Genomic DNA, 24,843 nt, shown 5'->3' with positions numbered 1-24,843 from the left:
TCTACTATCAACTGCACTAGGCATCCCCCCGTGCCATTGACATCACTTATATAATACCAATGTGCTTTCATTTAGCGATTGCTACACACAGATGCAAGCTCTGCGTAGCGATCGCCTGTGCCAGTTGCGTAAGTCCTAATAATTTCATCTGCTAGTTTTTCAAATGGATATCCAAAACATCTAATTCCCTGCTTTTCAACCCAATTGAGTGCTATCACTAAATCATTTGGCCGGAGTTTCGCTACAAGTTCATAATTAAGAAACCTCCGATACCCGCCAGAAAAATTCCTCCTTTTGGGTGGAGTAATAGCGTTAAATAATTCTTCTGCTGTTAAGTGTTCTGGCCAGACTGCTTCTAGACTATATCCTTTAAGTTGGTCATCCCCATCCTCTGTAAGTTCACCAACAGCTAGAGGCTTTAATTTTAATCTTGTATTTAAATCACCAATTGAGCAAATAGCCATTGCGGCGTTAGCTCTCAGGTCTATAGCTTGGGATGATAAGAGTGCTAAATTAACTAAATCTTCCTGAAGTTCGCATACCTCACAGACCTTAGCAATGTCTATCGCTTGATACCTCGCTTCAAATTGCTTACAAGAGTCTTGAATATATGGACGCAGTTGTTCAGCTAGTCCAGGATGCTTAAGTTTTTTATATCTTATATAACTACCAAAATCTCGATTAAATAGTTTACCATTATCGTAATGCTTCAGTAAGTTATCGACTATTTGTTCACGAAATTTTGCATTTGTAGGAATGTCACTTCGCAACAATACATCTGGGTCAGTTTTGACAATTTCCTGAAGAATATCAGTCTTCATACTAGCTAACCATGCAGCAGTTTCATGAAGCTGAGGAACTAATTTGCGTTCTGGGTCTTCAGGTGAAACAATCAGACTCATTGCTTGAACTAACGGTATCTTATGCTGAACCAAATACCATGCTGCAAGAAATTCAGCGTAGCTTTGGTGAGCAAAACCCATACGATTAGTGCCGCGAGAAGAGAATAAACCTGTAACAGATAAAACTTCGCGGATATCATCTTTTTCGACAAAAAAATCTTGCTGATTAATACTTTCTTTGCCTACACATAAATCCAGAATAGCTATATCTGAATTAGGTATATCTGTCAGTTCCGGACTTGTCCAAATAGCAGATCGGTTAGCAAAAATCATCACAGCCGCAATACGGCCTGCTATTATTAAACGCTGATACTCATTTAATCTAACTCTGAATCCTGACTCTAGACGGTCTGGGTTAACTTCCTTACACAAGTGTAGACAACCCTGCTCATATAGTTCTTTTTGAGAAGGAGGAAATTGTTCATTTTTAGAATAGGTGCTGAGGAGGAATTTTAATGTAACTGGTTTAATAGCGAGTGGAGTAGCTTCTCTATTTAAAATTTCCTGTATAAATTTTTCATAATTTACACCATTCGCTTGAGCAGCTTCAGTAACATCTATCCTGCGTAAGGGGGCTAGTTCGTATATTCCTGTACTAGCTTCTTTCCATTTGTCCTTAAGTTTTTGCTCCAAGCTAGAACTTTCTAACCAAACTGATGTTCTACAAGTAATCCGAAAATAAAGGCGATCTGTAGGAAGATTTTTTATCTCGTTCTTTAAAATTCTGACAAGTATTTTTATCGAGAGTAAACCTTCATCTAAACTATCGAGAAACAGATGTAGTTTATGATGTCCGTGCAGCCAAGTTGTAAATGTTTCGTTGCGAAAAATGGCCTCACACAAATCTTCTTTAGAATCATAATCACCGAGATTAAACCACAAACAAGTATCTTCGGATTCACGTACTTGGTCACGAACTTGCTTGTATGCTTCCTGAGTTGCTGTGGTCTTACCAAGACCTGGTTCACCCAACAGTATTAGGCAGGAAATATGGGATATTTTGCTAAATGAAACTACCTCAGCATTAGCCAAACGCCCATATTCTGATTCTGGGTCATCTAAAAATCCACCATAGTCAAGCCTGATATTTCCTGTGGTTGAACACCAGAATCGTTTCCAGTTATACATACTTTTGGTGCTTTCTAAAACCAATTAATCTCTAGTTTATATCACTTGAGAAATAGTGTCTTCTCACACTACCCAAAACTCAGAATATGGTGGTAAGATACGGCTCCGACATTGGGGCTAGGAAACTTGTGTCATATCAAAGGTATGTGGTTGGGTGGGTGTCAATACGGTTCAGTTAAGCCTCAAAGTCATGTAAATTAAGCATTGTTCCCAAGAATGGAAATTAAGTGTGGTGCATCTGAGAGATTTTTCGTTGGTGTGTCCCGATATACAAAATGGTGACTTGCTCAAAGCAATCGAGATGGCTATTCCAGCAACGGCAATTGAACAAGCGATAAGCCTACGGTATGGCTTCGCTTACCGCCATATCGCTTGATTACTAGCTTATTAGATATTGAAAAATTTCCGGCACAGTTGTTAGCTAGAGAATATCATCAGCGTTGGGAAGTAGAAAATACCATTGATGAATTGAAAATACACCTTTTAGTGCGAAAAACTCACGTTCGTTCCCAAACACCACGCGAAGTAGTGCAGGAAATATATGGCTGGTTGTTGGGACATTGGTCAGTCAGGGTGTTAATGTTTCAAGCCGCAACTACTGCCGGGGTTCCACCATTACGTCTGAGTTTTACAGGAACATTAGGGGTCATTCGTCGTGCTATTCCTAAGTTTCAACGCTTACAGCCAGAAGAATTCCCCCTTTTTTCGATTGGTTAACCATAGAGATTCTGGATACGTTGTTACCCGAACGAATTCACCGTACTAACCCCAGGGTTGTGAAAAAACCTGTATCAAAGTTTTGTTCTAAAAAGCCAAAACACAGAGGTATTGGAAAACGAGTAGAAGCTCCGAAGTTTCACATCACTAATAAGCTTCTTACCCTTAACTGAACTGTATTGTGACCTACTCACCTACTTACTCACCGGCCGCGCCCTTGACCTGGCGGGATTCTAACCAGATGGGTATGACAATCAAGGTAACAAGGATTAGTAAGGCTGCGATCGCAAATTGACTCACCCAAGCAACTAGTTGTTCTAGGGAGACAACTCTACCAGCAAAGAAAGCTAAGGTTACCATGAGACTGGCCCAGGCGGTGGCTCCTGCTAAGTTGTACAAAAAGAATTTTCTGAAAGGCATTTCGGCTATACCAGCCAGTGGTGCGGCAAAAATCCGTAACAATGCGAAAAAACGCCCAAAAAATACGGCTTTAGTCGCATTTTCACTAAATTGATCTTTAATATTCAATAACCGCTCATCGGAAATCCGAAAGAGTTTACCTATTTTTACTAGAAAAGGCCAGCCGCCCCATTTACCAAGCCAATAGCCGCAAGCACCACCAATGACAGCACCTGCAACGGCATCACTAAGAACTAACCAATAGTTTAGTTCCTCACTACCGGAGAGAAACCCGCCCACTAGGGTTACGGTTTCACCAGGAAGAGGAATGCCCAAATTTTCTAGCAAAATTCCCCAAAAAATTGCCCAGTAACCATACTGGTGAGCAAATTCCTGGATGTTTTCTAGTGAAATCAGATCAACAGACATCCCGCACCGCCGCCTTTACAATTTTTTACCTTTTATATATCTTGGCGCTTCTATGGCTGAGGTGTCAATCAAGCTGCTTCCACAATTGAAATTTCCAGATTGCCACTTACTTGTCAAGGAGATTTTTAGATGCAGATTTACACGTCTCTCCAAACCTTGACTCCATCCCCAAGCATTAAATGTATATTTATGCAACTTTATTTAGCAGTTTTTATTAAATATTTATCAATGGTATGGTAAGATATAAAGATATGGTAAAAGATACCCTTGATACCGAAATTAGTAAACAATCATGCGTATACTTATATGAGTCATAATAAATTATACGACATTTTAAAGATAAAACAGTGATTTTGTCGTTGAAACCGAATCAGTATTGATGTCAAATTTCTGTTCTGTCACGTGTTCCAACTAGTTTGTTAAATTCATGATTATCTCACAAGATCAAGTAGTTTTATTTAAGCCCCACGGCAGTATAGACTTGCAAGGTGGAATGGCTTTTAGCAAACAGATGCTTGAAGTGGTACCCCGGCCTCATCAACTCTGGGTTCTTGATATGTCAGAAGTAGATTTCATGGACAGTTCAGGATTAGTCCCCCTCATCAATGGACTAACTTCTGCGCGTGAAAATAATTGTCGTCTAGTTTTGTGTAACGTACAAGCTCCGGTGAGATTAATTTTGGAGCTAACACAGCTGGACTCAGTATTTGAAATTTTTGATACTTATGAGGATATTTTCACTCACAGCCATGATAAAAATCTAGTGGTGGCTTGATATATTCACCTATGGTCAGATTGTAACGTTGAAATTCCCCGAATTAAAAACTCGGGGATTCTTGTTTTCAAGGGATCAGCTACGCAAGTGTGACATTGCCTTGTTAGACAGCAACAGCTTCTGTCTGTTCTGCTTCTGCTTCTGCTTGTGCTGTTTCCTTTGGTAGTTCCTGCTTAATGGTCAAGTAACGAATTACTTCTTCACTCAAACGCATAGCACGTTCCATAACAGCGATGGCATTTCCGGGGCCTGTGTAGTTCATTTGAACATAAATGCCATCCCGATGCTTTTTAATTTCATAAGCTAGGCGACGTTTACCACGGTTTTGAATTTCGATGTTTTCAGCACCTTGTTCAGTCAGCAAGTTTTGGTATTTAGCAATTGCTTGCTCTACCTGTTCATCTCCTAGGTCTGGACGGAGAATGTAAATTGTTTCGTAAACTATAGACATGATTTTCAGTCACCTTATGGACAAAGGGCTGCTGATGTGATTTGATACAAAAATATCACCACTGATACTAATAATTATCAACATCTCAGCAACAAGGAATTATAATCTTATCAGTTTTTCAGCAAAATTATGAGCCAAATGCGCCAATTTTTAGATTTTAGATTTTAGATTTTAGATCCAATCTAAAATCTAAAGCAGCTGGTAATCGCAAACAAAAGGATATTCATCAAGTTTATGGCGCAGCGCTATGTGCGAGTTCAAAATCTAGAAGGCAAGATTTACTATGGATTGCTACAACTATCCCTGAGCGTGCAGGTGTTAGATGCTCCTCCCTGGTTAGAAGGACAACCCACGGATTTAATTCTAGAACCGGAAAATTATCAAATTCTCACCCCATGTGCGCCCTCAAAAGTAGTGGCGGTAGGGAAGAATTATGCAGACCATGCTCAGGAAATGGGATCTACAGTCCCCAAAGAACCATTAATATTTCTCAAGCCATCAACGTCTATTATTCCTACGGAAACACAGATTAAGTATCCTCCGCAGTCCCAGCGGGTGGACTACGAGGGTGAGCTAGCACTAGTAATTGGCGATCGCACTTGTGACTGCACACCAGAAGAAGCCCAAACTAAAATTTGGGGCTATACTGTCGCTAACGATGTCACGGCAAGGGACTTACAACAACAGGATGGCCAATGGACTCGCGCCAAGGGTTTTGATACCTTCTGTCCCCTAGGTCCTTGGATTGTGCGCGAAGTAAATCCCGGTGCGAGGTTACAGACTTTCTTGAATGACGATCGCACTCCTGTGCAATCTGCTTGTATTGATGAGATGGTATTTCCCCCTGATGTCCTAGTTTCCTACATTAGTCAGGTGATGACACTACTACCAGGGGATGTAGTGCTTACCGGTACGCCATTTGGCGTAGGACAATTACACATCGGCGATCGCATTCGGGTAGAAATTGAAGGCATTGGTCGCCTAGAGAACACAGTCACCAAACGTTAACACTTACCGTATTTGCATATGCACTGCATCGGAAATGGCGGGAATTTCTGCATAACGCCCCAACAAGGATTGGGCTACAGAATATACAAATGCTGCTAATATGCCGATAAAGATGGTGTTTGTGAGGGTTTCTGTGGCCAAGCCAGCACCAGGAACCAAACCCACAACTTCCAGTAGGATGGAACACAAAAATAAAACAATGCTTAGAAGAATTGCTTGCATAGTATTGAAACGAATAAAGTGATTTATTTTTTCGTTTCTGATTACCAGGGCAAACAAAGCCAAGAAAATAATTAGACTAGCAAAGGGAATACTGCCATAAATTGCTACTATGGGACTCAAAGGGATAAACAGCAATTTTAGTACAGGAAACTGTCCAAACAAAAAGCTACCAAAGCTGAGACTTTCAACCAGGGGGAGTAAATAAGGTAAACAAGCAAAAATCCGGTCAGGAACCGTTGTAGACCCGCGCCAAGTCATTGTGGGTTCTCCTATGGCTAAATTTCAAGAGTTACTTGAGCCTAGGATAACGCAGTTATGTAGTCTAGCGGCAAAATCCGATTATTCAATATCGGCAATTCGGAAACCCATCATACATTCATATTGCTGTGCTTGCTGTGCCGCCAGTTTGTGAATAGCTTGAGCACATCGCAGTTGACCCCCATACCAACGGGGTTGACCGCTACCGTCAGCCAGTAAACAAGATTGGCAAACTTTCCCAGGAGCAAGGATTTGATTATCCATTAAAATGACTAACATCGCATCCGATTCCAAAATGCTAACAATGGCTCACCTCATAAAAAATCGCGATCGCACTCAAAAATCCGGTGAACTTTAACTTATTGTATGTATAACGACCTAAAAAACCAAAGTATGTAACGAAAGGTAAAATAACCTATTCCCCATCAAGGGTAAAATTTGAGATTCAAGAGCTATGGGTTTTACCCTCAATGTACCAGGGTAAACACGCCCTCATCCCTCCTCCACAGGAACTAGAAACAGATTGTTGAGCAAATTTCTACCAAGGATAACTTTCAGTGACTAAAACCAATTCCGAAATTTTGGCTAACTCCGATCCCGCCATCGCTGAGTTAATTAACCAAGAACTACAGCGTCAACGCCAGCACCTAGAATTAATTGCTAGTGAAAACTTTACCTCAGCTGCGGTACTAGCGGCTCAAGGTTCAGTATTAACTAATAAATATGCCGAAGGTTTACCAAGTAAACGTTATTATGGCGGTTGTGAATTTGTTGATCAAATCGAACAAATAGCCATCGACCGAGCTAAACAGCTATTTGGTGCCGCTCATGCTAATGTCCAACCCCACTCCGGCGCTCAGGCAAATTTTGCAGTTTTCTTGACATTGTTGCAACCAGGTGATAAAATAATGGGGATGGATTTGTCCCACGGTGGACATCTGACCCACGGTTCGCCGGTAAATGTTTCCGGAAAGTGGTTCCAAGTTTGCCACTATGGTGTTAGTCAAGAAACAGAACAGCTAGACTACGAACAAATCCGCGAGCAGGCGCTAAGGGAGCGTCCTAAGCTCATAATCTGCGGATATTCGGCTTATCCCCGGGTGATTGACTTTGAAAAGTTCCGCAGCATTGCCGATGAAGTAGGAGCTTACTTACTAGCAGATATTGCCCATATTGCGGGTTTAGTGGCTAGCGGTCTGCACCCAAGCCCGATTCCTTTCTGTGATGTAGTGACAACCACGACCCATAAAACTCTCCGCGGTCCCCGTGGTGGTTTGATTTTGACCCGGGATGCTGAGTTGGGTAAGAAGCTAGATAAGTCAGTTTTTCCCGGTAGCCAAGGCGGACCCCTAGAACACGTCATCGCCGGTAAGGCAGTGGCTTTTGGCGAAGCACTAAAACCCGATTTTCAACAGTATTCGGCTCAAGTAATTGATAATGCCCGGGCTTTGGCTAGTCAACTGCAAACCCGTGGGTTAAAGCTGGTGTCTAATGGGACAGATAACCATTTAATGTTAGTAGATTTACAGAATATTGGACTCACAGGTAAACAAGCTGATCAACTGGTGAGTGAGGTAAATATTACCGCCAATAAGAATACAGTTCCCTTTGACCCACAATCACCATTTGTTACTAGTGGTCTAAGATTGGGTTCCCCAGCTATGACTACACGGGGTATGGGGATCGCAGAATTTACCGAGATTGGTAATATTATCGCTGATAGGCTACTTTCCCCCGGTTCTGAGACAGTAATACAAGATTGTCGCCAACGGGTAGCGGCATTGTGCGATCGCTTCCCCTTGTACCCACATCTGCACATTCCCGTACCAGCCTTAGCTTAGTTAAATTCGCGCAAAGGTAGAAGTTGTATAGGTTGAGAAACCCGCCAAAAACAGAGGGGATAAAAAATCAAACCTTGAGATCCTGATACCTTTGCGCCTTTGCGACTTGACCAAAAAAAACCTCTCTTTAACCCCATTCACCTCCATGAGTGCAGAAATTATTTGTGTTGGTACAGAACTACTCCTAGGGGACATCCTGAATAGTAACTCCCAATATATAGCCCAACAACTAGCCCAACTAGGAATACCCCACTACTATCAAACAGTAGTAGGCGATAACCCAGAAAGAGTCAAACAAGTCATAGAAATTGCCATATCAAGGGCGCAAATTCTGATTTTCACCGGTGGTTTAGGTCCCACACCCGACGACCTCACCTGTGAAACCATCGCCGATTTTTTTGGCGTTCCTTTGATAGAACGTCCAGAAATCATTGCAGACATTACCGATAAATTCGCCCAACGAGGTCGGGTCATGAGCCCCACCAACCGCAAACAAGCATTAATTCCCCAAGGTGCAGAAATTTTACCTAATCCCAGTGGGACAGCCCCAGGGATTATTTGGCAACCCAGACCTAATGTAACCATTTTTACCTTTCCTGGTGTTCCCTCAGAAATGCATCAGATGTGGACAGAAACAGCAGTACCTTTTCTCAAAAATCAAGGTTGGGGAAAAGAAATTATTTACAGCCGCAGTTTAAAGTTCTGGGGTATTGGTGAATCAGCTCTAGCAGAAAAAGTTGCCCCGTATTTTAACTTACCTAACCCCACCGTCGCCCCTTACGCCGGTAAAGGCGAAGTCAGATTACGCATTTCCGCCAAAGCCCCCACAACAGAAGCCGCAGAGGCTTTAATTACCCCTGTGGAGAAACAGCTAAAAGACATTGCTGGGTTAGATTACTACGGGAGTGGTAATGATACTTTAGCCGCTGTTGTTGGTAAATTATTACGTATTAAAACTGAGACTATTTCCGTAGCCGAGTCCTGTACAGGTGGAGGACTGGGACAAATGTTAACGGATATTTCCGGTAGTTCTGATTACTTTTGGGGTGGGGTAATTGCTTATGATAACTCCGCCAAGGTCAAGTTACTAGGAGTGAACCCAGAGGATTTAGATAAATTTGGCGCTGTCAGTGCTACTGTTGCTGAACAAATGGCTATGGGGGTGAAAAACCGCCTGTCAACTACCTGGGGATTAAGTATTACTGGTATTGCTGGCCCCACTGGAGGAACTGATACTAAGCCCGTGGGTTTAGTTTACATCGGTTTAGCCGGACCGCAGGATGAAGTGACTAGTTTTGAGTATCGCTTTGGAGCGATGCGGGGACGTGCTTTAATTCGTCATGTCAGTGCTAATACAGCTTTGGATTTGCTGCGGCGCTTAATAGTTAGGATTTAATTCATTACTCACAGATGATTTATCAACTAAAACTTAAATTTAAGGTTGCGTTATAGCAACGGGATCCCCACAAGAGTTTTAACACTCTTATTTCCACCAGATTTCATCTAATTGGCCTAGAGAATTAAGCTAGAAGGGGGTTTTTCACCCCCTTGGAACTTTTAATCGGTTTCGATGAAGTCTATAGTTTCCACAAAATCCAAAATACTCTCCTTAATCTCCTCGGCTCCTTCTTTAATAGAACTGGGTTTTTCACCCCTATCAAAGCTTTCCTGACTGCTAACTATATATAAATAGTTAGAATGCATAAATGCTAAAAGCCCTCGGTATGCGTCTAGTCTGCTGGTATTACCGTTATTTTGTGCTTGGGGAATTGTTGACCCCTGGGGCATATCAATTAACGCAAAGAAAGAACCTTCAATAGCGTTTTTTAAATACTCAGTATATATGACTTCTGCCTTGGGCAGATTAGTAAAAATTACTTCTGGAACATACTTGTTGAGCAAAATTGACTGCAAATATTCTTCCTGCCCAATAGATTCTACCTGTTCTAGTTGTTCTGAGGATATGGGGTAATGATCAATTCTCAGCATAGTACCGAAACTATCAAAAAAGCCCACCACCCCGTCTTCACTTTTTACCTGACCTCCCTGCCGTGGGTCAACAGGAATGGGAACTGAAAAATTACCAGAGGGCGATTCATATACATCTTCGCCATAATCTCTGTCTATGATTATGTCGTTCTCGTCTTCTAGGTAAAGTGCTTCTTCTCCTTCTTGATAGGCGGCAATTACTTCTTGTATGATTTCATAGGCTTCTTCATCTTCCAAGTCTAAAGCTTTCTGTAATTGCTTGAGATACGGCTGTTTGTCTTTGGGGATAATTAAATCGTCTTCATCTATAATCACCATTACCCCCACAGCAAAAGCATCTAGCACTAGTTCCAGGGTAAGGCTTTTACTCGCAACATTAAATAGGCTTCCCAGTCCCTCATTTGCGGCAATGTCTATCAGTCTATGAACTATTTGGGCAATTCCATCTTCTGAGTATTCCTCAAAAACTTCAAGGTCCCACAGGATACTCGCTAAAACTTCTGCATCCGCTTCCTCTATGGAATAATGAGCAATTTCTGTCACCACTGCCATCGCTGCTACTGCTTCTTCTGGAGTCAGTGATTCTTTGGTGGTCTTTGTAGAATTAAAAATCTGATCATATTTAGTCATAATTACTACCTCCTATTTCTTAAGTAGTACGAGCATATTAAAAGTCACAATGGTCACTTTCGTAATTTAGCTAACCTCTTGTACCAAGGATTCGCTATTGTTTAGTTAACTGGATATCTCATGAGTAACAAAGAGTGCCAATTAAGCCTACCATCTTTGTCAAACTCCTGATTGACCTGACCCTAAATTTCAGTCATACTAAGATCCACAGCATATATAGTAATATTGGTGTTTTGTTTAACCCTGGGATTCTTAAATATTTTATCCTTAATATTTACTCTACAATTACTCTACAATTCAATTACCATAGCAGTAATTATCTCTTGCTGGAATGATCTGGTAAATTAATTTCATCTATGGTAAGAATTTTTAACCAGCTAGCAATAGATTTCTATACCATGAGCAAGATGTTACCTCTAAATTGTTTTTAATCATACACAAAAATTACGGATATATACGTAAAGTCCGCTTTAGTTTCTGGGTGGGTACACCCGTGCCTCAATATCTTCGAGAGTTTTTAATAATAAACGCTTCGCTTGTAATTGCCATCCCCACTTTTGGATTCGGAAAGCCGCTACACTCCCCAGCACACCTGCTAATAAAAGCACCGGTTGATTGACGGAAATTCCGAATAACAAACCTAACCCTGCAATGCCCCAAAATGGTAAGGCTACTGCTTGCCTTTGTTCTTCCACCAGATTAGTAATAATATTAGGTTTCATGGTAGCTAATAGTTCAGCTTTAACTTGCCTCTGTTCCACCATCGATACAGACAAACCGATTTTACGGCGCATTTTTTCAATTTTGCGGGCATCAGTACTGTATTGAGTTAGTTCATCTTCAGCCATTTGTAGTAGTCTTTCTAGTTGTGCCATTGTATGATCAATCTGGGACTGTGCTCTGGTTATGATCTCGAAAATTTAATTTTCTAACTATATTGTTGCATCTAATAGCACAATCTCAAGTATTAAGGATAAAATTAGACATGGGAAAAATATTTTAAGAATCACTGACAACCAAAGCGTCTACTTGAGAGGTAATACAGATGGTTACAGTATCTCAGAATACAGGTTTTCAATCTGATAAAGCGCGATCGCTCATTCTCTGGTTTGATGAAATTGGTATTAGTGATATACCCCTAGTAGGTGGGAAAAATGCCTCACTGGGAGAAATGATTCAACAACTGACACATCAAGGGGTAAACGTCCCCACGGGATTTGCTACCACCGCCTACGCTTATCGCTATTTCATCGCCTCAGCAGGGTTAGAAGCCAAATTACGTCAACTGTTTGCTGACTTGGATGTTGAAGATGTCACAAATTTAAAAGCACGAGGCAAAAAAGCCCGATTGCTAGTCATGGAAACACCGTTTCCTCAAGACTTACGGGATGCGATCGCCACCGCATATCTAAAATTATGTAAGAAATATCACCAAGACACAGATGTAGCAGTCCGTTCTAGCGCCACCGCCGAAGACCTTCCCGACGCTAGTTTTGCCGGACAGCAAGAAAGCTACTTAAATGTGGTCGGTGTAGAGGGAGTCCTAGCAGCTTGTCATCGTTGCTTTGCATCCCTATTTACAGATCGCGCCATTTCCTATCGCCACACCAAGGGATTTGACCACTTTAGCATTGCCCTCACCGTCGGCGTTCAAAAAATGGTCCGTTCCGACCTAGCCACATCCGGGGTCATGTTCTCCATTGACACCGAAACCGGGTTTAAGGATGCAGCACTAATTAACGCCGCCTACGGTTTAGGAGAGAACGTAGTTCAAGGAACCGTCAACCCCGATGAATACTACGTATTTAAACCGACATTAAAAGCAGGTTTTCGCCCCATCATCGATAAGAAATTGGGCAGCAAAGAGCTAAAAATGATTTATGATGATGGCTCAAAACATACAAAAAATGTCCCAGTCCCGGAAACAGAACAAGGTAAATTTGCCCTCAGTGATAGCGAAATTCTCCAACTGGCACATTGGGCTTGTTTAATAGAAGACCACTATACCCAAGCCAACGGTAATTACTCCCCCATGGATATTGAATGGGCTAAAGATGGGATTACTAATCAATTATTCATTGTCCAAGCCCGTCCCGAAACAGTCCAATCACAGAAAACAGGAAACCTATTACGCAGCTATCACTTGGTTAAAACCCATAAGGAAGCCAACCCCCCCCAACCCCTAGTGACTGGTCGCGCCATTGGCGAAGCCATTGCTCAAGGTAAAGTTAAGCTAATTTTAAATGTCAATAAGATTGAACAGTTTGAACCAGGAGACATATTAGTAACACAGAGAACAGACCCAGACTGGGAACCAATTATGAAACGCGCCGGGGCGATTATTACTAATGCTGGTGGGCGCACCTGTCATGCGGCCATTATTGCGCGAGAATTGGGAGTACCCGCAATTGTGGGATGTGGCAATGCTACAGCCATATTAAAAACCGGTCAAGAAGTTACCATTTCTTGCGCCGAGGGTGATGAAGGTAGAGTTTATCATGGCTTGTTACCCTTTGAAATTAAAGAAGTTGCTTTAGAAAACTTACCCCGCACCCGTACCCAAATTTTAATGAATGTGGGTAACCCCCAAGAAGCATTAAGTTTATCTGCAATTCCCAACGACGGAGTTGGTTTAGCACGCACAGAATTTATTATTGCTAACCACATCCAAGTTCATCCTATGGCCTTGATTCACTATGAAAAGCTAGAGGATGAAGTCAAAACCAAAATTGATCAAATTACCGCCCTTTACGAAGACAAACCCCAATATTTTGTCGATAAATTAGCCCAGGGTATAAGCAGAATTGCGGCGGCTTTTTATCCTAAGCCGGTAATTGTGAGAATGTCAGATTTCAAGACCAATGAATATGCTAATCTCTTAGGCGGTCAGCAGTTTGAACCCAAGGAAGAAAACCCCATGCTGGGTTGGCGCGGAGCATCACGTTACTATGACCCGGGTTACAGAGAAGGTTTTGCTCTGGAGTGTCAAGCCATCAAGGGAGTACGAGATGATATGGGTTTGACTAATGTCATCCCCATGATTCCCTTCTGTCGTACTCCCGATGAGGGGCGTTTAGTGTTGGCGGAAATGGCAAAAAATCATCTCAAACAAGGTGCCAATGGCTTACAGGTTTATGTTATGTGTGAGTTACCTAGTAATGTGATTATGGCTGAGGAGTTTGCACAAGTTTTTGATGGCTTTTCTATCGGTTCCAATGACTTAACCCAGCTAACCCTAGGATTAGATAGAGATTCGGCATTAGTAGCACATTTGTTTGATGAACGCACCCCAGCAGTTAAGCAAATGGTCAAAATGGCTATACAATCCGCTAAAAAGCAGCAGCGTAAAATCGGCATTTGTGGACAAGCACCCAGCGATTACCCAGAATTTGCGCGGTTTTTAGTGGAAGAAGGAATTGATTCTATTAGTCTTAATCCCGATTCGGTTTTAAAAACACTATTGGAGATAGCAAAGGTAGAGGAAAATATCTAAAATCGGCATTTAACCAAATAAGTTTGCTTAAAAACGTGGTAAATGTAATTTCAGGTAGATAACCACGTTAACAATTACTACAATAAATTTATGCCCACTGAAGATAAATGCTGTACCATTGTCCCCTACTTCCAAGTTAATAGTGGGAAGCTAGACGCTTTCAAGGATTTGTGTGAGCAGTTTGTCAAAAAAACTAGTGAGGAATCTAGGTGTCTCTATTATGGATTTAGTTTTGATCAAGACCAAGTTCACTGTCGTGAAGGGTATGAAGATGCAGAGGGACTGCTAACTCATCTTGATAATGTTGGTTACTTACTCGAAGAAGCCCTGAAAATTGCCGAGCTGACTCGTTTGGAAATTCACGGACCAGAAGCAGAACTAAGTAAACTCAGGGAACCCTTAGCCGACTTGAAGCCCCAGTTTTTTACTCTTGAGTATGGTTTTAGACGTTGACAAAGCCCCAAGGCTAATTAATGGGCCTTGTTGACGGAAATATCAACACTAAGCAGGGCAATATGGTTATTGTCCTGTTATACTAAACCCTAGCTAAGTCGGTGGCAAATGTTTCCGCGATGAATTTAGTGATGTTGTCAAACATCACTAAATTCTATCATGGCTGGTATTCTTGCTGTAATTTTTGTACTACTTCTACAGATAATCCGGTAACTCGCGCGATCGCTTCTATTGTCATCCCTTCCCCTAGCAAGTTGAGGGCTATTTCCTGTTTACCTTCCTGTTTACCTTCCTGTATACCTTGTTGTATACCTTGTTGTATACCCTCTTGTTTCCCTTCAGTTCTAATCAACTGATAAATCACTGATTCGCGCATAATATCCTGCCGTAATAAGCGTTGAATCACTTCTTGCTTTAATACTAACCCAGCTAAAACTGCTGTGGATGCTGTGAGATTACTTTGCATTCTCTTGTCAGCTACTTTGTTGATTTCATCAGCCACCCTTTGTAATGTTGTCGCTTGATTATTAGTATTACTTAGCACGGCAAATGGTAGTAATCCACTGCTCCCTAAAAATACTGCTGTTGGTTGCTCCCACAGCCGAATTACCCTAAATTCATGTTGTAAGCTGTCAATTTCAAATCTGTCTTTATATACCTCTGGTGATTTAGTCTGTGTTAAATAAATCACTACTTGCTGCATACTTTTTTGGGGAAAGCGGCGATACACTCGCAGGCGATAATCCGCCATCCGGAAGGGAATGGACGCATCTGGCTGGGTTTGGAATTCTAGATGTAGAATTACCTCCTCTGATTGCAGTAAAATCAGAGCATCAGCACGGATAGGCTCACTAGATAGTTCTTTGGGACTTAACTGGGTTAAGTCTACGGGTTTTCCCAATAGCCATGTTGCTAAGTCGGTGGCAAATGTTTCCGCGATGAATTTTGTGATGTTATCAAACATCACAAAATTCTATCATGGCTGGTATTCTTGCTGTAATTTTTGTACTACTTCTACAGATAATCCGGTAACTCGCGCGATCGCTTCTATTGTCATCCCTTCCCCTAGCTTAAGGGCTATTTCCTGTTTACCTTCCTGGATACCCAGATCGCTCAAGAATTGCGTGTACCACTGAACTTTGAAATCTCCAGACTACAATCTAAATGGGTATCTGTGTTTAATTTCCGTGTTTTGCGGTTTTCACTTTGGCGAATTGTCATACAGAATTACTATTAGATGTTCTTAAACTTGGCAATGAGTACAATAACCCCACCAAAACGATTAGACCCTCAATTGTGGCAAAAATTTCTCAAGCTAGCCAAACCCTACTGGTTTTCGGAAAAAAAATGGCAAGCTAGGGGATTACTAGGACTGTTGCTAGTCTTGGCACTAGCTGTTAATGGTATTAATGTCAGTATTAGCTTTATTTTCCGGAATGTTGATACTGCTTTGGCGACTTTTCCCCAAACGCAAGATACATCAACTTTTTGGCGATTTATTACCATTTATGCGGGGCTATTAGTCGTTGGTACTCCCATTGTTGTCATGTTTGGCTATCTGCAAGACAAGTTGGGTTTACAATGGCGGGAGTGGTTGACAAACCATTTTATTGATAAATACTTCCAAAATCGTGCTTATTACCAAATTAATTTTAATCAGAAAATTGATAACCCAGACCAGCGGATTGCTGAGGATATTAGAGCATTTACCCGGACTAGTTTATCTTTTTCATTACTGATTCTGACATCAGTTATTACTTTAATCTCTTTTACTGGGGTTTTATTATCTATTTCTGTTTCCCTATCGGTGGCTCTGGTCGTGTATGCTATCTTTGGGACTGTGGTAACCGCTTGGCTGGGTCAAAGGTTAATAGGCATTAATTTTAATCAACTCAAACGCGAGGCTGATTTTCGTTATGGTTTGGTTCATGTGCGGGATAACGCCGAATCCATCGCTTTTTACCAAGGTGAAACAGAAGAAATACTACAGCTTAAACAGCGTTTTTTACAGGCTATTCGTAACTTTGAGTTGTTGATCAATTGGCAACGGAATTTAGGCTTTTTTACTACCAGCTATAATTATTTTGTTTCAGCCCTTCCTTATTTGGTGATTGCACCAATTTACTTTGCGGGTGATACTGAATTTGGGACATTTACCCAAGCTGCGATCGCCTTTAGTCAGATTTTCCGGGCTTTATCTGTGGTGGTGAGTCAGTTTGAAAATTTAACAGCTTTTGCAGCGGGGATTGAACGGATGGGGGACTTAGCCGCAGTCCTGGAAACCACAAACCAAACCCCATCAGGAATGACGACTATTGATATCACAGAAGATTCTCACCTAGCGTTGCGTCGTGTGACCCTGTTGACCCCCAACTATGAACGCACTTTAGTTCGGGATTTACCATTCAGCTTACAACCGGGTGAGGGTCTGGTAATTGTGGGTCATAGTGGTAGTGGTAAGAGTTCCTTATTAAGGGCGATCGCCGGATTATGGAATGCGGGGACTGGTCAGATTATCCGTCCTGCTTTATCGGAGATCATGTTTTTACCCCAACGTCCTTATATGGTTCTAGGTTCGTTGCGCAGTCAGTTACTTTACCCCAACCCTGACAATGATATCAGCGAAAGTAAAATGCGCCATGTCTTAGAAGAGGTGAACTTAGCAGAGTTACCAGAAAGATTTGGAGGCTTTGAAATTGAGTTAGATTGGGCTAATGTTCTCTCCTTAGGTGAACAACAGCGCCTAGCCTTTGCGCGACTCCTACTAAGTAGGCCTAGCTATGTCATCCTAGATGAAGCTACAAGTGCGCTGGATTTAGCTAATGAGAAGAAGCTGTATGAACAACTTAAAGCCAAGGAAACCACATTAATTAGTGTGGGACACCGCCCCAGTTTGTTACAATATCATGAGTATGTATTAGAACTCGATGGCAGCTCTAATTGGCGGTTTTTACCCATATCCGAATATACTCTTGATTTCAATGCTTTTAGTTAATTCTTAACCACTCCTGATGCACATTCACCTCAGACAAAATTAAAAATGTCTCAGGTGTTTTGATTGCGAAAAAACCCTGTTCAACAGCATTTGTGCTGTTGAACTATGGGTTAGATAGGAGTAAATCAACAAGGACTTATGATTCTACGTGTCCCTTTTGCGAGAAGAAGGGATTGGTGGAGATCACTACAGAGAATCTAGCAGCAATCTTCAAGTCATAGAGCAGAATTAACAGAAGTATCGGAATTACTACCGCAGTTAATGCTCTTGAAGTGTAGTAAAGCCTGGACTATAAAGCCCACAAGTCTTTTACAATCAATACTTTAACAAATAAAATCCCATTCATGTGGCCAAATTGGCGTTTTTTTTATCGTTACCGGATTAATCTGCTATATAAAACCTAGACAAAGCTAGACTTTACTTTCTACTTCAACGGGAGCATGGGAGCGGTTATCCCTGGTGTAGACTTGCACGCCTTAGCCAGACGCGATATTTCTCAAGTTAAGATTTACAAGAAAGACCACCGCTATCATTGCTTGGTTTTCGCGTTGGCAATAGTCTTAATTCAATACTTGATATCGTATTATATATCAAGTGGGCGATTTTCTTCACTCACTTATGTCAATACTTGTCAACATAAGTATAGTTTTATCTATAAAATAGTCAGCTTAGGACTAGCTCACCAATTTTCACACCCCAATTCTAAGAATAAAGAAAAATACTGCAATAATTCGTCAAAAAGTATTAATATAAACAGAATACCACTTGGCTTACGGCAGTAGCTACTGGTGATGTCATATTACTATCGCTGCATCCCACAACCTACCGGGGACAGTACTCATGTTTTTCCTTGTCATCAGGCACAAAAATGGGGTTGTCATTGGGCGAGCCTGTGGGCGACAGTAAACAAGCATTTATTTATACTATTACTTAGACCTTACTAATTACCCAGAAAACTTAAAATGTCTCCACTCGGTATCACTACCAGTCACTTAACCCATATCCTAAAAAAGGCAGAGGCAAAATTTTGGCTGTTGTTAGTAGGAGTAAACAAATACCAAGACAAGAGACTACCCTCACTACGCTACTCCGCTGTAGATTGTCAGGGTTTAGCCGCAGCTTTGAGCGACGCTAGCCAAGGACTGACCCAGACTAAGCAGAGGGTTTACCATGATTTATCCGAAATACCGACCCTCTCCACACTGCGGCGTGGCTTAAGTGAAATTACGGATGCTGCTCAACCACAGGACACAATTTTATTTTATTTTTCTGGACATGGGATGCTAGATCCCAATTCACAACAAGCATTTTTGTGTTTAGCAGATACTCAAACAGATGACTTACTCAACACAGGTTTAGCTTTACAGGAAGTGTTGCACCTGTTGGGAAATAGTCAGGCGCAAACTCAGTTAGTCTGGCTAGATGCTTGTCATAGCGGTAATCTCACATTCCGCAATTCCAGAAGTAATATAACTACAGCATCCCTACCCAACCCCACATCCCAGATGGTGGAATTATTACGCCAAAGAGCAAAACAGAGTAAAGGATTTTATGCCTTACTGTCCTGTGATACTAATCAACAATCCTGGGAGTTTACCGAACTGGGACATGGCGTATTTACTTATTACTTAATGCGTGGGTTGCGCGGTCAAGCGGCTGATCCCCAAGGATTAATTGATGCTGATGCACTTTATAGATATGTTTATCATCAAACCAGCCAATACATTGAAGACACTAATCAGCAATTACGACTGATTAATCAGCAAAACAAAAGTAGAGGCGACACTCATCTGTATTCGGAATATCCGCAGCAAACACCCAAGCGTATTGTAGAAGGAGTGGGGGAAGTAATTCTGGGATTAAAACCAGCCCTTGTAGAATCTCCCTCTCCCCGACAAGCATTAATAATCGAGGGACTAGCCACAAATCAGACCACCCTAGCTGTAAGTAAATTATTCCGGGGTGTGGGTGGTTTTGAGTTAGAGTATTGGACTGGCTCCATAGAAGCTAGCACTAAAGATTTACACTCTACTATTCAAACCTGTTTACAAACCACACAAGCAGCACCACCCAACCACCCGAGAGTTTTTTCTACAGTACTGTTATATTTACGTGGGCGACTCGAAGAAACTGAAGCTGGTGAACCGGCTTTAATTTTAGGAGAAAATACCCGACTGAGTCGTTCTTGGTTAAGACAAGAACTGAGGCGTTCAACTTATACTCAACAAATTATCATTTTAGATTGCCCCGGGGTAGCCAATGACAAGCCCTCCCTACAAGACTGGGTAGAAGATTTACAACTAGGATTTGATCAAGGACAATGTATAATTGCTGCGGCTTCACCTAAAAATCATCCCGAAAAATTTGCCCAAGCCCTCCACTCTACCTTAGAAGCAGCCCCACCCCAGGGTAGTTTATCAGCTGCGGCTTGGATTACCCAATTACAATTATTTTCTCAGCATGACTTACCTCTACATATTTGGCTATCTGGATCCCAAGGTGTAATTGAAATTATACCCACGGGCAATACAGGCACTCAATCAACAGCAGCTATTGATTTAGGGCTTTGTCCCTACCGGGGTTTACGGGCTTTTCGGGAAGAAGACGCTCAGTATTTTTACGGTAGAGAAGCTGTTGTAGAGCAGCTAATTAGTGAGTTGGGGCAAAAGTCATTTATTGCGGTTGTGGGAGCCTCCGGTAGTGGTAAATCTTCGGTAGTACAGGCGGGATTAATCGCTCAACTGCGACAAGGTAAACTATTACCAGGTAGTGAAGACTGGTGGATGAGAAGCTGTCGCCCTGGTGCCAATCCTCTGCTAGCTTTATCACAGCGCTTGCTAGATAGCGGTACGGAAAAAGAAAAAGCTTACCAGCAGGCGGAATTACAAGGGATGTTGTCCCAAGGGGTAGAAGGGTTTGCCCAGTGGATAGCTCAACGCCCGGAACCAATGGTAATTTTGGTAGTAGACCAATTTGAAGAATTATTTACTCTTGCATCTGGTGAAGATAGACAACGCTTTTTAAAACTTGTCCTAGGCGCGCTGGAACTAATGCCAGATAAGTTTAAATTAATTATTACTTTGCGGGCTGATTTTATCGCCCCCTGTTTAGAAGTACCAGTATTGGTGAAGTTATTACAGCAGTCGAGTGTGCTGTTAACTCCCTGCTTGACGGAACAAGAATACCGACGTGTGATTATTAACCCAGGGCGACAAGTTGGTTTAACAGTCGAGGCGGAATTAGTCGAAGTGCTAGTACAAGAGTTACACCAATCACCGGGGAATTTACCACTGTTAGAATTTGTTCTCGAACAGTTGTGGGAATATCGCGAAAATGGTGCGATTACTTTACAAGCTTACCAACAGCATTTGGGCGGAATTAAAGGAGCTTTGGAAAGTAAAGCTCAAACAGTTTATACTAGTTTAGATGCGGAAGCTCAAGACTGCGCGCGGTGGATTTTTCTGTCGCTGACACAGTTGGGTGAGGGTACAGAAGATACTAGGCGACGGGTATTCAAATCTGAGCTAATTGTGCAAAAATACCCGCAGGCATTGGTAGAAAGAACATTACAAGTGTTAATTGCTGCCAAGCTGGTGGTGGTGAATTTAGAAGAGGATGCAGGGGTGTGGGATGAGGTGAGAGCAGAAGGTAAAATTTCGGACTCATCCCCCCGGTCTTCCCCTGTAACTATAGAAGTAGCTCACGAGGTGCTGATTCGCCATTGGTCAAAGTTGCGCTGGTGGTTGGAGGAAAATCGGGCGCTGTTGCGATCGCGTCGTCAAGTTGCCCAAGCAGCAGCTTTGTGGAAGAATAACAATCAACAGCCTGACTTTCTCTTACAAGGTGTTCGCCTTGCAGAAGCTGAAGAGATTTATCTCAATTACACCGATGAAATATCTGTTGATGTCCAAGGTTTTATTCAAGCTTGTTTAGTAGAAAGACAACGCCAACAACAAATAGAAAAAAATCGACTGCGAAAAGCTCAAAGAACAGTGGGGATTATGAGCATTCTGGGACTGACTGCTTTTGGTTTAGCTGTTTTAGCTTACCAACAAGGTCAAAAAGCCCAGTTACGAGAGATACAAGCCTTAAATGCTTTGTCACAAAACTTTCTGTTTTCCCATCAGGAGTTAGAAGCATTAGTCACGGGACTCGAAGCGGGTAGGGAAGTCCAAAAAAACACCTATGGAATCCCGAGTAATATTCAAGCTCAAACTGCAATCATCCTACAACAAGCACTTTATGGCACTCAAGAACGTCATCGGTTAACCCATGATTCCTGGGTGACTAGTGTTAGTTTTGCACCGGATGGTCAAATACTGGCTGCGGGTTATGCTGATAACAGCATTAAACTATGGAATCGTGATGGCAGTTTAATAGCAACTCTGACAGACCATCAGGGTGAAGTCAATAGCGTCAGTTTCTCACCGGATGGTCAAGTATTTGCTTCTGGTAGTAGTGATAATACCATTAAAATCTGGAGTCGTGATGGTAAGTTAATCACAACTCTCACAGATCATGAAGATGGTGTAAATAGCGTCAGTTTCTCACCGGATGGTGAGTTATTAATCAGTGGGAGTACTGACAAGACTGCAAAATTATGGAGCCGTGAGGGTAAATTGCTCCTCAATTTTAGAGAACATAGCCGAAGTATCAATAGCGTCAGCTTTGCACCAGAAGGTGATACCATTGCTTCAGCTAGTGATGATGGCACGGTGAAACTTTGGAGTTTGGATGGTCGTTTGTTATCAACCTTACCCGCAAGTACCAAAGAAGTCTTGGATGTCAGTTTTAGTCCCGATGGTCAAACAATTGCTTCTGCCACCAATGAATATACAATTAAACTCTGGAGTCGTGATGGTAATTTACTCAGAACTCTAGAAGGGCATACTCTGGGTGTCTGGCAAGTCAGGTTTTCTCCCGATGGTAAAATCATAGCATCTGTGAGCCGTGATCAAACTATTAAACTTTGGACTCGTGCCGGTGACTTATTAGATACTTTACAAGGACATAGCCATGAGGTTAATAGTCTGAGTTTTAGCCCAGATAGCCGCACAATAGCGTCAGGTAGTGATGACAATACTATTAGATTATGGGAGTTGAGAAAAAATTTACCTAAAATTTTCTATGGTCATGAAGGTAGTGTGAATGAAATCAGCTTCACCGCTGATGGAAATACTATCACCTCTATGGGTGATGACAAAACTATGAGGGTCTGGAATTTGGACGGTCAATTACTGGAAACATTACCTTCCCCCATAGAAGATGTTACCAATGTTGGCTTGACTAAAGATCAAAATATAGCGGCCTTGGGACGTACAAACCACAGTATCGACATTCGCCAACGAGATGGGACTTTACTGCATACCCTGAAGGGACATAATAGTTGGATCACGAGTGTGACTTTCAGCCCTGATGATCAAATTCTGGCTTCTGCTAGTGTAGACAAAACTATTAAACTCTGGAGTCGCGACGGTCAGCTGTTACAAACTCTTTCCGGTCATAACGGTTGGGTAACTCATGTCAAATTTAGCCCCGACGGTAAATTTATCGCCTCTGCTAGTGTGGACAAAACTATCAAACTCTGGGACTTAGAGGGTCGCCTGTTGAACACTTTTTCAGGTCATAACGCTAGTGTATGGAAGATTAATTTTGCTCCCGATGGTCAAACTATTGCTTCAGCTAGTGATGATAAAACTGTTAAACTGTGGAGGTTAGACGGTTCACTAGTTCACACCTTCGAGGGGCATACTGGTTTAGTACTTCATGTTAGTTTCTCCCCCGATGGCAAAGTTTTGGCCTCAGCTAGCGATGATGGTACTATCAAACTCTGGAATATTAGTAATGCTATGTTGTTAAAAACCTTCTTTGCTCATAACCAGGGTGCTCACACTGTTAGTTTTAGTCCTGACGGTACTAAGCTAGCTTCTGCGGGTAGGGATGCCACTATTAAATTGTGGAACCTAGAGGAGGTAGAATTGCAAACATTGAAACTCAATGAACTGGTGAGCAATGCTTGCGATCGCCTGGGTGATTATCTCAAAACTAACCCTGATGTGACCACACAAGAGTATGAACTTTGTTTTGACTAGTAAATAGTGGGTAATGTAGGCTCTATAGAAAAAATTGCTTAGGTTAGAATTGAGATCATGAACAGACGCTATTTTTTAGAGGCTAGTACCGCAATTGTCGGCACTGCAGTTTTATCACACAATTTATTTAACATCTTCTCTTGGGGGGACTCCAAAACCATGACGACTTCTAAAAGCCAGTTTGCAATTACTAAACCTGAAGAAGAGTGGCGCAGTATTTTAACGCCGGAACAGTACCGCGTTTTACGAAAACATGGTACAGAACCCGCTTTTAGCAGCTCCCTAGATAAGCAATATGACGAGGGTACTTTTGTCTGTGCTGGGTGCGGACAAGCACTGTTTACATCTGATACTAAGTTTAACAGTGGTACTGGTTGGCCGAGTTTTTTCCAACCAATTGAAGGTGCGATCGCCACTACTGTAGATCGGTCATTTTTTATGACTAGAATCGAAGTGCATTGTAGTAACTGTGGTGGACATCTAGGTCATGTGTTTGATGATGGTCCAGCACCGACCGGTAAGCGCTATTGTATGAACGGTGTCGCCTTGAATTTTGTCCCTGTTTAATGTGACCCTCCTCCCACATTCACACAGATCCCCCACTTCTAGCTAAAAATAATCAAATACATAAGATTCTAGTCAGATTCATCTGACTTTAGCTTTGAGACGGGGGTTTCTAACCCCCGGTTCCCCGTGTAGCATCAAACGCAATTTTTCAACCCAGGGCGATCTGCTTGTAGCAGCGCTTCGCGATCGCACCACAGATCCCCGACTTCTAGCTAAATTATCCTAGATTATCTCTAATAATGTGAGAAGTCGGGGATATTACACCCCCTCCCACAGTCACACAGATCCCCGACTTCTAGCTAAATTATCCTAGAATATCTCTTGACCCCACACCCAGCCCTCACAGGGTAAAAGGTGGGGTATACGCAGTATTAAAAATTGTCACATCACTCAACCAACTATAGTATAATTTATCAATATCAAATCTTTTACCCTGATTGCTCCCGTATCAACACTTACCCTACAGCACCATGAATGCTATATCACAACAGTTG

18 protein-coding genes and 1 pseudogene are annotated in these 24,843 nt (G+C 42.0%); 10 read left to right on the top strand and 9 right to left on the bottom strand.

Annotated elements, in window-relative coordinates; genetic code table 11:
• Positions 1-71 precede the first annotated feature (71 nt).
• Positions 72-2,030 carry an NACHT domain-containing protein gene (locus PN457_RS15010; RefSeq protein WP_271734191.1) on the bottom strand — a complete coding sequence of 653 codons (1,959 nt, stop codon included), beginning with the start codon at positions 2,028-2,030 and terminating at the stop codon, positions 72-74.
• A 333-nt stretch (positions 2,031-2,363) separates the two neighbouring features.
• Here PN457_RS15010 and PN457_RS15005 point away from each other — a divergent pair.
• Positions 2,364-2,747 (top strand): annotated as a pseudogene (locus PN457_RS15005) (transposase); the annotation flags it as partial.
• Between the two features lie 198 nt (positions 2,748-2,945).
• On the opposite strand, the gene PN457_RS15000 reads toward PN457_RS15005, so the two are convergent.
• Positions 2,946-3,575 carry a DedA family protein gene (locus tag PN457_RS15000; RefSeq protein WP_271734190.1) on the bottom strand — a complete coding sequence of 210 codons (630 nt, stop codon included), beginning with the start codon at positions 3,573-3,575 and terminating at the stop codon, positions 2,946-2,948.
• A 427-nt stretch (positions 3,576-4,002) separates the two neighbouring features.
• Between PN457_RS15000 and PN457_RS14995 the strand changes: the two genes are divergently transcribed.
• Positions 4,003-4,350 (top strand): STAS domain-containing protein, encoded by a 348-nt coding sequence (locus tag PN457_RS14995; RefSeq protein WP_271734189.1) that lies wholly within the window; start codon positions 4,003-4,005, stop codon positions 4,348-4,350.
• Positions 4,351-4,453: 103 nt separating this feature from the next.
• On the opposite strand, the gene rpsF is transcribed toward PN457_RS14995, so the two are convergent.
• Positions 4,454-4,801, bottom strand: coding sequence for a 30S ribosomal protein S6 (rpsF, locus tag PN457_RS14990; protein WP_271734188.1), 348 nt, complete (start codon positions 4,799-4,801; stop codon positions 4,454-4,456).
• A 234-nt stretch (positions 4,802-5,035) separates the two neighbouring features.
• On the opposite strand from rpsF, the gene PN457_RS14985 reads away from it, so the two are divergent.
• Entirely contained in the window at positions 5,036-5,809 is a 774-nt protein-coding gene (locus PN457_RS14985; RefSeq protein WP_271734187.1) for a fumarylacetoacetate hydrolase family protein, read from the top strand.
• Positions 5,810-5,812: 3 nt separating this feature from the next.
• On the opposite strand, the gene PN457_RS14980 is transcribed toward PN457_RS14985, so the two are convergent.
• The gene (locus tag PN457_RS14980) at positions 5,813-6,289 is read right to left on the bottom strand and encodes a Tic20 family protein (RefSeq protein ID WP_271734186.1); all 477 of its coding nucleotides are present in this window, start codon (positions 6,287-6,289) and stop codon (positions 5,813-5,815) included.
• A gap of 81 nt (positions 6,290-6,370) precedes the next feature.
• Positions 6,371-6,568 carry a hypothetical protein gene (locus PN457_RS14975; protein WP_271734185.1) on the bottom strand — a complete coding sequence of 66 codons (198 nt, stop codon included), beginning with the start codon at positions 6,566-6,568 and terminating at the stop codon, positions 6,371-6,373.
• A gap of 278 nt (positions 6,569-6,846) precedes the next feature.
• Here PN457_RS14975 and glyA point away from each other — a divergent pair, with 278 nt between their 5' ends.
• Positions 6,847-8,130 carry a serine hydroxymethyltransferase gene (gene glyA, locus PN457_RS14970; RefSeq protein ID WP_271734184.1) on the top strand — a complete coding sequence of 428 codons (1,284 nt, stop codon included), beginning with the start codon at positions 6,847-6,849 and terminating at the stop codon, positions 8,128-8,130.
• Positions 8,131-8,275: 145 nt separating this feature from the next.
• Positions 8,276-9,526, top strand: a complete 1,251-nt coding sequence (locus tag PN457_RS14965; protein ID WP_271734183.1) for a competence/damage-inducible protein A — start codon at positions 8,276-8,278, stop codon at positions 9,524-9,526.
• Between the two features lie 161 nt (positions 9,527-9,687).
• Here the strand turns inward: PN457_RS14965 and PN457_RS14960 are convergent, their stop codons facing one another.
• Positions 9,688-10,749: a tellurite resistance TerB family protein gene (locus PN457_RS14960; RefSeq protein WP_271734182.1), complete on the bottom strand. Its 1,062-nt coding sequence runs from the start codon at positions 10,747-10,749 to the stop codon at positions 9,688-9,690.
• 470 nt (positions 10,750-11,219) lie between these two features.
• Positions 11,220-11,624, bottom strand: a complete 405-nt coding sequence (locus tag PN457_RS14955; protein ID WP_271734181.1) for a hypothetical protein — start codon at positions 11,622-11,624, stop codon at positions 11,220-11,222.
• Between the two features lie 170 nt (positions 11,625-11,794).
• On the opposite strand from PN457_RS14955, the gene ppsA reads away from it, so the two are divergent.
• Together ppsA and PN457_RS14945 are read left to right on the top strand one after the other, a co-directional pair.
• Positions 11,795-14,242: a phosphoenolpyruvate synthase gene (gene ppsA, locus PN457_RS14950; RefSeq protein WP_271734180.1), complete on the top strand. Its 2,448-nt coding sequence runs from the start codon at positions 11,795-11,797 to the stop codon at positions 14,240-14,242.
• 90 nt (positions 14,243-14,332) lie between these two features.
• Positions 14,333-14,695 (top strand): putative quinol monooxygenase, encoded by a 363-nt coding sequence (locus PN457_RS14945; protein WP_271734179.1) that lies wholly within the window; start codon positions 14,333-14,335, stop codon positions 14,693-14,695.
• A 157-nt stretch (positions 14,696-14,852) separates the two neighbouring features.
• On the opposite strand, the gene PN457_RS14940 is transcribed toward PN457_RS14945, so the two are convergent.
• Entirely contained in the window at positions 14,853-15,659 is an 807-nt protein-coding gene (locus PN457_RS14940; protein ID WP_271734178.1) for an Rpn family recombination-promoting nuclease/putative transposase, read from the bottom strand.
• 12 nt (positions 15,660-15,671) lie between these two features.
• Positions 15,672-15,812, bottom strand: a complete 141-nt coding sequence (locus tag PN457_RS14935) for a hypothetical protein (RefSeq protein ID WP_271734177.1) — start codon at positions 15,810-15,812, stop codon at positions 15,672-15,674.
• Between the two features lie 138 nt (positions 15,813-15,950).
• Between PN457_RS14935 and PN457_RS14930 the strand changes: the two genes are divergently transcribed.
• The 3 genes from PN457_RS14930 (at position 15,951) to msrB (ending at position 24,349) form a co-directional block, all read left to right on the top strand.
• The gene (locus PN457_RS14930) at positions 15,951-17,690 is read left to right on the top strand and encodes an ABC transporter ATP-binding protein/permease (RefSeq protein WP_271734176.1); all 1,740 of its coding nucleotides are present in this window, start codon (positions 15,951-15,953) and stop codon (positions 17,688-17,690) included.
• Positions 17,691-18,652: 962 nt separating this feature from the next.
• Positions 18,653-23,782 carry an nSTAND1 domain-containing NTPase gene (locus PN457_RS14925; protein ID WP_271734175.1) on the top strand — a complete coding sequence of 1,710 codons (5,130 nt, stop codon included), beginning with the start codon at positions 18,653-18,655 and terminating at the stop codon, positions 23,780-23,782.
• Positions 23,783-23,839: 57 nt separating this feature from the next.
• Complete coding sequence (msrB, locus tag PN457_RS14920; RefSeq protein WP_271734174.1) at positions 23,840-24,349, top strand: peptide-methionine (R)-S-oxide reductase MsrB; 510 nt, start codon at positions 23,840-23,842, stop codon at positions 24,347-24,349.
• Positions 24,350-24,843: the final 494 nt, after the last annotated feature.

The organism is Anabaenopsis arnoldii (assembly GCF_028331025.1).
Lineage (GTDB): Bacteria > Cyanobacteriota > Cyanobacteriia > Cyanobacteriales > Nostocaceae > Anabaenopsis > Anabaenopsis arnoldii.
This window is presented reverse-complemented; position numbering and strand designations above follow the sequence as displayed.